The sequence below is a fragment of the Neorhizobium sp. LMR1-1-1.1 genome, assembly GCF_040675795.1.
GTDB lineage: Bacteria > Pseudomonadota > Alphaproteobacteria > Rhizobiales > Rhizobiaceae > Neorhizobium > Neorhizobium cellulosilyticum.
Map to the genome: position 1 here is coordinate 475,303 of NZ_JBEGHE010000001.1, position 11,579 is coordinate 486,881.

7 protein-coding genes are annotated in these 11,579 nt (G+C 59.2%); all 7 read right to left on the bottom strand.

Annotated features, from left to right (window positions below):
- Positions 1–92: 92 nt before the first annotated feature.
- The 7 genes from MRBLMR1_RS02090 to MRBLMR1_RS02120 all read right to left on the bottom strand — a co-directional run bounded on the left by MRBLMR1_RS02090 (position 93) and on the right by MRBLMR1_RS02120 (position 11,560).
- Positions 93–1,721 (bottom strand): alpha-D-glucose phosphate-specific phosphoglucomutase, encoded by a 1,629-nt coding sequence (locus MRBLMR1_RS02090; RefSeq protein ID WP_148143405.1) that lies wholly within the window; start codon positions 1,719–1,721, stop codon positions 93–95.
- 2 nt (positions 1,722–1,723) lie between these two features.
- Positions 1,724–3,181 carry a glycogen synthase GlgA gene (gene glgA, locus MRBLMR1_RS02095; protein WP_500063553.1) on the bottom strand — a complete coding sequence of 486 codons (1,458 nt, stop codon included), beginning with the start codon at positions 3,179–3,181 and terminating at the stop codon, positions 1,724–1,726.
- Entirely contained in the window at positions 3,181–4,446 is a 1,266-nt protein-coding gene (gene glgC, locus MRBLMR1_RS02100) for a glucose-1-phosphate adenylyltransferase (protein ID WP_148143409.1), read from the bottom strand. Before glgC ends, glgA begins: the two co-directional genes overlap by 1 nt.
- Positions 4,447–4,458: 12 nt before the next feature.
- Positions 4,459–6,675 carry a 1,4-alpha-glucan branching protein GlgB gene (gene glgB, locus MRBLMR1_RS02105; RefSeq protein WP_148143411.1) on the bottom strand — a complete coding sequence of 739 codons (2,217 nt, stop codon included), beginning with the start codon at positions 6,673–6,675 and terminating at the stop codon, positions 4,459–4,461.
- On the bottom strand, positions 6,675–9,137 hold the full coding sequence (locus MRBLMR1_RS02110) for a glycogen/starch/alpha-glucan phosphorylase (RefSeq protein WP_148143413.1): 2,463 nt from the start codon (positions 9,135–9,137) through the stop codon (positions 6,675–6,677). Before MRBLMR1_RS02110 ends, glgB begins: the two co-directional genes overlap by 1 nt.
- A gap of 241 nt (positions 9,138–9,378) precedes the next feature.
- Positions 9,379–10,548 carry a pilus assembly protein gene (locus MRBLMR1_RS02115; RefSeq protein ID WP_148143414.1) on the bottom strand — a complete coding sequence of 390 codons (1,170 nt, stop codon included), beginning with the start codon at positions 10,546–10,548 and terminating at the stop codon, positions 9,379–9,381.
- Positions 10,549–10,681: 133 nt separating this feature from the next.
- The gene (locus tag MRBLMR1_RS02120; protein ID WP_148143416.1) at positions 10,682–11,560 is read right to left on the bottom strand and encodes a transglutaminase-like domain-containing protein; all 879 of its coding nucleotides are present in this window, start codon (positions 11,558–11,560) and stop codon (positions 10,682–10,684) included.
- Positions 11,561–11,579: the final 19 nt, after the last annotated feature.

Here is an 11,579-nt window from a genome sequence, read left to right on the forward strand (position 1 = left end):
CACGAGTAATATCCCCCCTCGTGGGGGAGATGCCCGGCAGGGCAGAGGGGGGTAAATTCATCTGCGATCTCCGGGCTTTTATGGTCAGGCTCTTACGTAATCACCGTCGGCGCATCGCGGCCGGAGCGCTTTTTCAGGTCGGAGATTTCGTCCGCGACGGCGATCAGGTCGGCGAGCGCTTCCTGGGGGTCGATGCCGTGCTTTGCCGGGTCCGGCTCGTAACGTTCGACATAGACGCGGATCGTCGCGCCTGAGGTGCCTGTGCCCGACAGGCGGAAGACGACGCGGCTGCCGCCTTCGAACAATACGCGGATGCCCTGGTTCTTCGAAACGGAACCGTCGATCGGATCGTGATAGGCAAAGTCATCGGCGGCGGCGACCTTCAGCGAGCCTAAACTCTGGCCCGGCAATGAGGCCAGCTTTTCGCGCAGCGCGGTCATCATGCCGTTCGCCGCATCCGAATCCACTTCCTCGTAGTCGTGGCGGGAGTAGTAATTACGGCCGTATTCGGCCCAGTGGCTCTTGACGATCTCGGCGACGCTTTCGTTGCGGCCGGCCATGATGTTGAGCCAGAAGAGCACCGCCCAGAGGCCGTCCTTTTCACGCACATGGTCGGAGCCGGTGCCGAAGCTCTCCTCGCCGCAGACCGTCGCCTTGCCGGCATCGAGCAGGTTGCCGAAGAATTTCCAGCCTGTCGGGGTCTCGTACATACCGATGCCGAGCTTTTCGGCCACGCGGTCGGCGGCAGCACTGGTTGGCATGGAGCGGGCGATGCCGGCGATACCTTTCGCATAGCCCGGCGCGAGCGTTGCGTTCGCGGCGATGATTGCAAGGCTGTCCGACGGTGTGACGAACATGCCCTTGCCGACGATCATGTTGCGGTCGCCATCGCCATCGGAGGCGGCGCCGAAATGCGGGCCGTCTTTGCTCATCACATCGTCATACAATTCCTTGGCATGGACGAGGTTCGGGTCCGGGTGATGACCGCCGAAATCCGGCAGAGGGGTTGCGTTGCGGACCGAGCCTTCCGGTGCGCCGAGGCGGTTTTCGAGGATCTCCGTGGCGTAGGGGCCGGTGACGGCGCCCATGCTGTCGATGACCACACGTACGCCGCTGGCAATTAGCGCGCGGATGGCGCCGAAGTCGAAGAGCTGTTCCATCAGTTCGGCATAATCAGTGACCGGATCGATGACCTCGACCGCCATGCCGGCCACTTTGAAGGTGCCGGTCTTGTCGAGGTCGAGATCCGCCGTGTCGGCGATCTTGTAAGTGTCGATCACTTTGGAACGGGCATAGATGGCGTCGGTGATCTTTTCCGGGGCCGGACCGCCATTACCGATATTGTATTTGATGCCGAAATCTTCGGTCGGGCCGCCGGGATTGTGGCTGGCGGAAAGAACGATACCGCCGAAGGCGTGATATTTGCGAATGACGTTGGATGCGGCGGGTGTCGAAAGGATGCCGCCCTGGCCGACCATGACCTTGCCGAAACCAGCAGCGGCGGCCATCTTGATCGCTTTCTGGATGACTTCGCGGTTGTAATAACGTCCATCGCCGCCGATCACCAGCGTCTTGCCTTCAAAGCCTTCCAGGCTGTCGAAGATGGATTGGATGAAATTTTCCGCATAGTTCGGCTGGGCGAAGACCGGAACCTTCTTGCGCAGGCCGGACGTGCCAGGCTTCTGGTCCTGGTAGGGGGTCGTTGCGACGGTCTTGATCATACTCAAATGCCTTTTCTTTCAAGGATCTCGGAAAAGAGCGCGGCGTAAAGGGCTGCGCTGCGGTTCCACGAAACATCGGATTTCATGCCCTGCTTCTGGATCACAGTCCATAGCTTCTCGTCCTTATAAAGGCGGATGGCGCGACGGAGTGCGCGGGCAAGGTTATCGGTGGTCAACGGGCTGAAGGAAATGCCGGTTGCTGCCTCTGCCGCAAGCCCTGCATGGCTTGCATCGATCACTGTGTCGTTGAGGCCGCCGACGCGCGCGACGATCGGCACGCAGCCGTAACGCAGGCCGTAAAGCTGGGTGAGGCCGCAGGGTTCGAAGCGGGATGGGATGATGATCGCGTCGCAGCCCGCCTGCATTAGATGCGAGAGCGGTTCGTCATAGGCGGCAATCACGCCGATCCGGCCGGGATGACGCAGCGCCGCCGCGTGAAATGCATCCTCCAGCACCTTGTCGCCGGAACCGAGAACGGCGAGCGTCGCGCCATGGGAGACGAGATCGTCCAACGTTTCGGCAAGAAGGTCCATGCCCTTCTGTTCGGTCAGCCGTGAGACGACGCAGAACAGCGGAGTATCGTCGATGTCGAGCGCAAAGCGTTCCGCCACCCGCCGCTTGTTTTCCGCCCGTTCCTTGAGGGTCGATGCGGAATAGGTGCTGGCAAGAAGGGTATCTGTCTCAGGGTTCCAGACATCGGTATCTATGCCGTTGACGATGCCTGTCAGGTCTTCTGATCGGTGATGCAGCAGGCCTTCCAGACCCATGCCGTATTCAGGCGTGAGGATCTCCTCGGCATAAGACGGGCTTACGGTGGAGATTTCCCAGGCAGTCTGCAGACCGGCCTTCAGGAAGCCGACCTTGCCGTAGTATTCCACGCCGTCGATCGAAAAGGCGTGCGGCGGTAATTCGAGTGCAGGGAAAATTTCGGCATCGAACACGCCCTGGAAAGCGATGTTGTGGACGGTGATGACGCTCGGCACTTCCGGCTCTTCCGCATAACGCATGTACGCCGGCAAAAGAGCCGCCTGCCAGTCATGAACATGTACGAGGTCCGGTCGCCAGTCGCCGAGATCACCCGTCAGCCCGTGCTGGGCGATGGTGGCGCCCGCCTTGGATAAGGCTGCAAAACGGCGCCAGTTGTCCGTATAATCCCTGCCGGTCACATCAAGATAGGGTCCGCCCTGCCGGTCGAACAGCTCGGGGCAGTCCAGTATCAGGAGGTCGAGACCCTTGTGTTCGATTTCGAGGATGCGGGCTTCTGCGCCGAGCAGATCGGGAAAGGTGCGGCGCAGGACGGCATTATCGACAATCCGCATCACGGCGGGGTAGCCGGGTATCAGCGTCTTGACGGAAATACCCCGCTTGCCGAGCGCGATCGGAAGCGCGCCAGCCACATCGGCCAGCCCACCCGTCTTCACCAGAGGAAAGACTTCAGAAGCGACCGAGAGTACCTGCATCACAAATCCAACTTGTCGATCATCTTCTGGGTTATCAGGCAGATACCGCTTTCGGTGCGACGGAAGCGCTTCGCATCGAGTTCCGGATCCTCGCCGACAACCAGTCCCTCGGGGATGGTTACACCATGGTCGATGACAACATCACGAAGCTGGGCGCGGCGACCGATCCTGACATTCGGCAGCACGACCGCGCCTTCTAGCTTCGAATAGGAATTGGCGCGAACGCCGGTGAAGAGCAGGCTCTTGTTGAGCGATGAGCCGGAGATGATGCAGTCGCCGGAAATGACCGAGGACGTTGCCGAACCGCGGCGATTTTCGTCGTCATGGACGAATTTCGCCGGTGCGGTGAGTTCCGCATAGGTCCAGATCGGCCAGGATTTGTCGTAAAGGTCAAGGCCGGGAACGATTTCGGTCAGGTCGATATTGGCCTGCCAATAGGCATCGATCGTGCCGGCATCACGCCAATAGGGTTCGCGCTCGTAGTCGGAGCGGACGCAGCTGTCGGCGAAACGATGGGCGACGGCCTTACCGTGTTCGACGATATAGGGAATGATGTCCTTGCCGAAGTCACGGCTGGAGCCGGCAACCTCCGCATCACGCTTCAGGGCGTCGATCAGGAACTTGGTGTGGAAGACGTAGATGCCCATCGAGGCGAGCGCAAAATCCGGCTTGCCGGGAATGCCTGGCGGATCGGCCGGCTTCTCGACGAAATCGATGATCTCGTCCTTCTCGTTGACATGCATGACACCGAAGCCGGTTGCTTCCATGCGCGGCACTTCCAGGCAGCCGACCGTGACGTCGGCACCGGAATTGACGTGCTGCTGCAGCATCAGTTCGTAGTCCATCTTGTAGACATGGTCGCCGGCGAGGATGACCATGTATTCGGTCGCATAACCCTCGATGATATCGATGTTCTGGTATACGGCGTCGGCCGTGCCTTCATACCATTGCGTTTCCGAGACGCGCTGGGAGGCAGGCAGGATGTCGAAGCTCTCGTTGCGCTCGGGGCGGAAGAAGTTCCAGCCGCGCTGCATGTGGCGGATCAGCGAGTGGGCCTTGTACTGGGTGGCGACACCGATGCGGCGGATGCCTGAATTCAGCGCGTTGGAGAGAGCGAAATCGATGATGCGGGCCTTGCCGCCGAAATAGACGGCGGGCTTGGCGCGCCGATCTGTCAGTTCCTTGAGGCGGCTGCCACGTCCGCCGGCCAGAACATAGGCCATGGCGTCGCGAGACAGAGGCTGGACACGTTGCTTGTCGTTCATTGTTCTCCTCCCCTATGCGTTGTTTTCGAGTTCCAGCATGATTGTCGCCAACGGTGGCAAAGTCACGTCCGCCCAGATGCTTCCTCCCGCATCCACAGCCTGAACCTTGCCACCATTGCCCTTGCCGCTGCCGCCGTAGATCTCGGCGTCGGTATTCAAGACTTCCCGCCATTTACCGGCATGCGGCAGGGGAAGCCTGTAGTTTGCGCGATAGACGGGCGTGAAATTGGTGATGACCGCGACCGGCTTTTCACCCGGCGCCATGCGCAGCCATGCGAAGACGGAGTTGTCCGCATCGTCGACGACCAGCCAGCGGAAACCTTCACCCTCGCAATCGCGGGCGTGCAGCGCGGGTTTGGAGCGGTAACAGAAATTGAGATCACGCACGAGGCGGCGCATGCCTTGGTGCGGGTGATAGGCGAGAAGGTTCCAGTCGAGAGACTTGCTTTCGCTCCACTCCGCCCATTGGGCGAATTCCTGTCCCATGAAGAGCAGCTTCTTGCCCGGATAACCCCACATGAAGCCGTAATAGGCTCTGAGGTTGGCGAATTTCTGCCAGTCGTCACCGGCCATCTTGGCAATCAGCGAGCCTTTGCCGTGGACCACCTCATCATGGCTGAGCGGCAGCACGAAGTTTTCGGCGAAGGCGTAAACGAGGCCGAAGGTGATGGCGTTGTGATGGTGCTTGCGGTGGATCGGCTCGCGCGCGAGATAGCTCAGCGTGTCGTGCATGAAGCCCATGTTCCACTTGAAGCCGAAACCAAGCCCGCCTTCATGCACCGGCGCCGAGACCTTCGGCCAGGAGGTGCTTTCCTCGGCGATTGTCATCACACCCGGATGCGTGCCGTAGGAGAGTGAATTCATCTTCTGCAGGAAACGGACGGATTCGAGGTTCTCTCGCCCACCATATTCATTCGGAATCCATTCGCCTTCGCGGCGCGAATAATCGAGATAGAGCATCGAGGCGACGGCATCGACGCGCAGGCCGTCGAGATGGTATTTTTCCGCCCAGTAGAGTGCGTTGTTGATCAGGTAGGACAGAACCTCGACGCGACCAAAATTGTAGATCGCAGTGTTCCAGTCGGGGTGATAGCCCTGACGCGGATCGGCATGTTCATAAAGTGCCGTGCCGTCGAAATCGCGCAGACCGTGGGCGTCGGTCGGAAAATGCGCAGGCACCCAGTCGAGGATAACGCCGATGCCGACCTTGTGGCAGCCGTTGACGAAACGGGCAAAGCCTTCCGGCTCGCCGAAACGGGCGGAGGGTGCATAAAGTCCCGTTGTCTGATAGCCCCAGGACGGGTCATACGGATGTTCGGTGATCGGCAGAAACTCGATATGGGTGAAGCCCATGTCGACACAGTAAGGGATGAGGCGCGAGGCGAGTTCATCCCAGGAGAGGAACGATCCGTCGTCGCGGCGCTGCCATGATCCCGCATGCACTTCGTAGATGGTGATCGGCTGTCGGCGATGATCGGCCTTTTCCCAGAATTCCCGGTGAGCCTGATCTTCCCATACCTGGGCCAGTTCCGGTGATGTTACCGAGGCAGTCTTCGGTCGCATCTCGGCTCGCCGTGCAAACGGGTCTGCCTTCAAGGGCTGCAGCTTGCCATCCTTGCCGATGATCTCGAATTTGTAGGCGGCACCGGCGCGAACATCGGGTGCGAAGATTTCCCAGATGCCGGTATCCTGGCGCAGGCGCATCACATGCCGGCGGCCATCCCAGTTGTTGAATTCGCCAACGACAGAGACACGCCGGGCATTTGGTGCCCAGACAGCGAAATGAAAGCCCTCGACACCCTCATGCTTGAGCGGATGGGCGCCCATCTTGTCGAAGAGCCTCAAATGTGAGCCTTCGCGTAACAGATAGTCATCCATCGGACCGAGAACCGGCCCGAAGGAGTAGGGATCGGTCACGGCCCATTCCACGTCACCGCGCTGGGCGCGGTAACGGATAGGCTGGAGTTGGCCCGCGTCGACGAGACCTTCGAAATAACCCGCCTCATGACGGCAGGTCAGTTCGCCGAGTTCCGCGCCGCTGAGCGAAAGCACGGTCACCTCTTCGGCACCGGGAATAAAGCAACGGGCACGATATTTTTCGCCGAGCTTGTGAAGCCCAAGCACGGCGAAAGGATTTGCATGCCTACCTGCCAATATCGCCTCGATCTCGGACAACGGGATTTCTCCAGGAGCTCTCCCGTCATCGAGCGCACTCGGCGATTTTGTCATCAGGCTCTCCAGATTTCCGACGCGTACTGGCGGATTGTGCGGTCCGAGGAGAACCATCCCATCCGGGCGGTATTGCGAATTGTCTTTGAATACCAGGATTTAGGGTCTGACCAGATTTGGTCAACCGTGCGCTGTGCCGCAGCATAGGCATCGAAGTCGGCGGCGACCATGAACCAGTCATGGTTATAGATGCCGTCGATGAGTTCCTGGAAGCGCGAACGGTCGTCCGGGGAGAAGACGCCGGAAGCGATGGCGTTCAAGGCCTGCACCAGTTCGGGCGATTGCTCGATCACGGCACGAGGATTGTGCCCTTCCGAGCGCACCTTCGCCACTTCGTCGGCGGTCAGGCCGAAGATGACGATATTGTCGTCGCCGACATGTTCGCGCATTTCGACATTCGCGCCGTCGAGTGTGCCGATCGTCAGCGCGCCGTTCAGGGCAAATTTCATGTTGCCGGTGCCGGACGCTTCCATCCCGGCGGTCGAAATCTGCTCTGAAAGGTCGGCGGCGGGCACGATCGTTTCCGCCAGCGAGACATTGTAATTCGGCACGAAGACGACCTTGAGCAGGCCGCGCACCGAAGGGTCGTTATTGATCACACGGGCAACGTCGTTGGCCAGCTTGATGATAAGCTTGGCGTTGTGATAGCTCGGCGCCGCTTTGCCGGCGAAGAGTTTGACCCGCGGCACCCAGTCCAGTTCCGGATGGGAGCGGATCTGGTCATAAAGCGCGACGGCTTCGATGATGTTCAGAAGCTGGCGCTTGTATTCGTGGATGCGCTTGATCTGGATGTCGAACAGTGCCGACGGATCGAGCCTGATGCCCATGCGGCTGCCGACGAGGTTGGTGAGCGTCGCCTTGTTGGCCCGTTTGACCGCAGCAAACTTCTCCTGGAAGCTGGCATCGTCGGCGAACTTGTCGAGTTCGACCAGCGCTTCGGTATCGTCGAGGAACTTGTCGCCGATCGCATCGCGGATCAGCGAGGTGAGGCCGGGATTGCACTGCATCAGCCAGCGGCGAGGGGTGATGCCGTTGGTCTTGTTGTTGATGCGGGTCGGGTAAAGTGTGTGCAGGTCGGCAAAGACGGTGACCTTCATCAGGTCGGTATGCAGCGCCGAGACGCCGTTGATCGAATGGGAGCCGACAAAGGCGAGGTTGCCCATGCGCACCCGCCGTTCGCCGCCTTCGTCGATCAGCGAAATGGCGCGGACCTGCGTGTCGGAGAACCGCTTTTCCTTGCGGGCTTCGAGCAGGATCTTGGCGTTGATCGCGTAGACGATCTGCATGTGGCGCGGCAGAAGGCGCTCGAAGAGCGGCACCGGCCAGGTTTCCAGAGCTTCGGGCAGAAGGGTGTGGTTGGTGTAGGAGAAGGTCTGCCTGACGATTTCCCAGGAGACATCGAAATCCATGCCGTGGATGTCGACGAGAAGTCGCATCAGCTCACCGATCGAGACGGCCGGATGCGTGTCGTTCAGCTGGATCGAAACCTTCTCGTGCAGGTTAGTGAAATCCGGATATTGCTGCAGGTGGCGGCGCAGAATGTCCTGCAGCGATGCCGACGAGAAGAAGAATTCCTGGCGTAGGCGCAGTTCCTGCCCGGCCGGGTTTGCGTCGGCGGGATAGAGGACGCGGGTGAGCGATTCCGCCTTGTTGCTCTCGCGCAGCGCGCCGATATGGTCGCCGGCATTAAAGGCATCGAGCAGGATCGGGTCGATTGGCTGGGCCGACCAGAGGCGCAAGGTATTGACGCGATTACCGCGCCAGCCGACGATTGGCGTATCATAGGCCATGGCGATGACCCGTTCGGCCGGCTTCCACACGTAACGAGGCAAATCCTCGTAGCCGCCGATGGTTTCCACCGATCCACCGAAGCCGATTTCGTAGGAGCTCTCGCGGCGTTCAAACTCCCAGGGGTTGCCGTGGGCAAGCCAGGTTTCGGGCAACTCGACCTGCCAGCCGTCGGCCATCTGCTGACGAAACAGGCCATGGATATAACGGATGCCGTAGCCATAGGCCGGGATATCGACCGTTGCCATACTCTCCATGAAACAGGCAGCAAGGCGGCCAAGGCCACCATTGCCGAGTGCGGCGTCCGGTTCCAGACCGGCAATCACCGACACGTCGACACCGAGAGAGGACAGCGCGTCGCGAATTTCCTGCATCAGGCCGAGATTGCTGACGGCATCGCGCATCAGGCGGCCGATCAGGAATTCCAGCGATAGGTAGTAGACGCGCTTCTGGCCTGTCCGGTAGGCCTGGCGCGTACTCTCCATCCATCTGTCGATAATTCTGTCCCGGACAACCAATATGGTTGCCGTCAGCCAGTCATGCGGCCTGGCCACCTTGGCGTCCTTGCCGATGCGGTAGGTCAGGCGCTCAATGATTTCTTCCGCCATGATTTCAGGGCGGGACGAGCGCGGGGCGGGATAGGGAATTTCGATGGGGGGAGTTGTGTTGTTCATATAGTCGCCAATTGTTCTCGGTTGAGCGGGTGGAGGAATGTCCGATTCAGTCGATATGGCAGAATGTTACCGGCACAGTTATGCATCGTTGTGAACGGCATGCAACGGCGGAATTGAAGATGGTTGCCGGAGGGTGACTGGAGCCCCTTGCGGTAGAACGCAAAAAGCCCCGCAAGGGGCGGGGCTTTGACTGAATTCTGATTGTGTCCAAATTTTCAATCGGCTCGCGGAGCGCGACTAATCATTGCGTGAGCAGTGTCTTGCTGGCGCTCGCTTCTTCACCAATCGCCTTGAAGGCGTTCAGCAGGTCGGACATGCTTTCTGCAGCATAATAGTAGCCCGCACCGCTTGAGCATTTATTGAGAAGGTTTTGGCCTCCCGTCGGCGCCATGAACGCGATCGAATAGATCTTGATTCCAGCAGCCTTGGCTGCTGTGCAAATCTGCAGGGTGTAGGTGTCGGAAGAAGAGTTGTTGTTTGAGCCGTCGGTCATGAAGACTATGTATTTTGTCAGCTTCGAGTTCCCAGCTGTGGTCTGAATTTTGGTTTCAGATCCACTGCCGGTTGTTGTGAGGTCCTCATACGCCTTTTTCATGGGAGCATATGACTCGGTGTTGCCGCCGGCAGACATCGTATTGATGACGTCGTTTCTGGTCTTGGTCGTTCCCCAAGCGAAGACACTCGAGTCCTGAATGGAGCCACTCCAGGCAATTGCATTCGTGCGGACGTATTTTGACTTGGGGTCCGCCTTGTCGAGCTGATCCAAGAGCAAGTTCGAAGCGGTTTTGAGGGCTTCGATCTTTTTCACGTAGCAGGTAGCATTGTTTGAAACGAGTTTGCCGTTCGTGTTGTACTCGCTGCAGTTCTTCGCTGGCTGCACCTTTTCATTCGTGTTTGCCAGCATCGAGCCGGATTCGTCCAGCACAAGCGTCATGGACAATGCGCTTTTTGTCTCGCTGATACCGCTTGTCGTCGAACTGGTGGCACCGATCGGCGTCGAATACCGGCCGAAGACCGACATGAAAGGCGTCAATTTAAGCGTATAACCTGCTGCGATATTGATATCGTAGCGTTTCCCATCGGACGTTGCTGTCGTCGTGATCGTCGTTGTCACCGACTTTGCGATGTCGTTTGCGACTTCGGATGTTACAGAGTTGGCCATCTGACCTTTGATGAAATCCAAAGCCAGTTTTTTGGCTCCTTCTTCCGTGGCCGATTCATTCTGAGCAAGATAGGTGGCTACTGCGAGTGATGCCGCATCGCTTGCTTCCTGCAGATCACGCTTTGAAAGCAGCATGTTTGAAACGTCTACCGCTAGCCCTGCTGCGCCCACCAGTACCGGCAGCACGATTGCGGTTATGATGCCGAAGTTGCCGCTCCGATCAGCTGACAGTCGCTTAAGCATGGACATGGTTTGGTCGCCCCGATCTATGTTTGCGCCATACAAACACTAGCGGCCCTTAATTACTGAGGAAGTCGCATAGAATTGCGTAAGGAAAACTCTCGCATTTTAGTGATCAGCCAGAATCAGCACCAAAACGGGTCTATTTGACCGGAATTACGTCAACGGCCTGATCGGCCTTCTGATTTCCGTAACCTTTAAGCACTCCGATGACCGGTGCGACATCGGAATAATCACGTCCGTAACCGACGACGATGTGATCGCTGCCGGCTGGAATATTGTTGGTCGGGTCGAGTTCGACATAGCCCAGTGCATCGCCGCACCAGACGCGTACCCAGGCATGCATGGCGTCGGCCCCTTCAAGCCGTTCCTTGCCTGGCGGCGGGATGGTACGCAGGAAGCCGGAGACGTACCCGGCCGGTATGCCGAGGCTGCGCAACGCAACGATCATCACATGGGAGAAATCCTGGCAGACGCCGCGTTTCAGCTTGAAGGCTTGCTTCGGCGTGGTGTCGACCGTCGTTGCCTCGGCATCGTATTTGAAATCCTTATGGATGCGGGTGCAGAGTGCGGCGGCGATCTCGCGCACTGTCTGGCCCGGCTTCACCGCTTCGCGCGCGTAAGCCGCAATCGCCGGTTCCTCCGGCAGTCTGGGGCTGGAGCCCGTGAAATGATGCGGCGAGGACGGGTCGACGGACCAGACTTCGGCCAGTTCCGTGCGCAATACGTCGAGCGTAGGGGAAAGATCCGCCTGCATGGTCGGCGCCTCGACCATGACACGGGCCTGCATGCGGATGTCCAGTCGGTCATGTGGGGCACGGACTAGAACCGATGTCGCCTGCTGGCCGAAGAAATCGATGAAGGTGACCCTTTCGTCGGTTGCCGGCGAGACGGTGACCGAGCCTGCGATCAGGCGCTGGCGATCTGGCAGCGACAGCGGCAGAAGCCGGATGACATGGCGAGCACCGGAGGCCGGCACATCATAGGCATAACCCATGTGGAGAGAGAGGTCGTAGAGCATTCGTCGTTCCTCCCCTTCA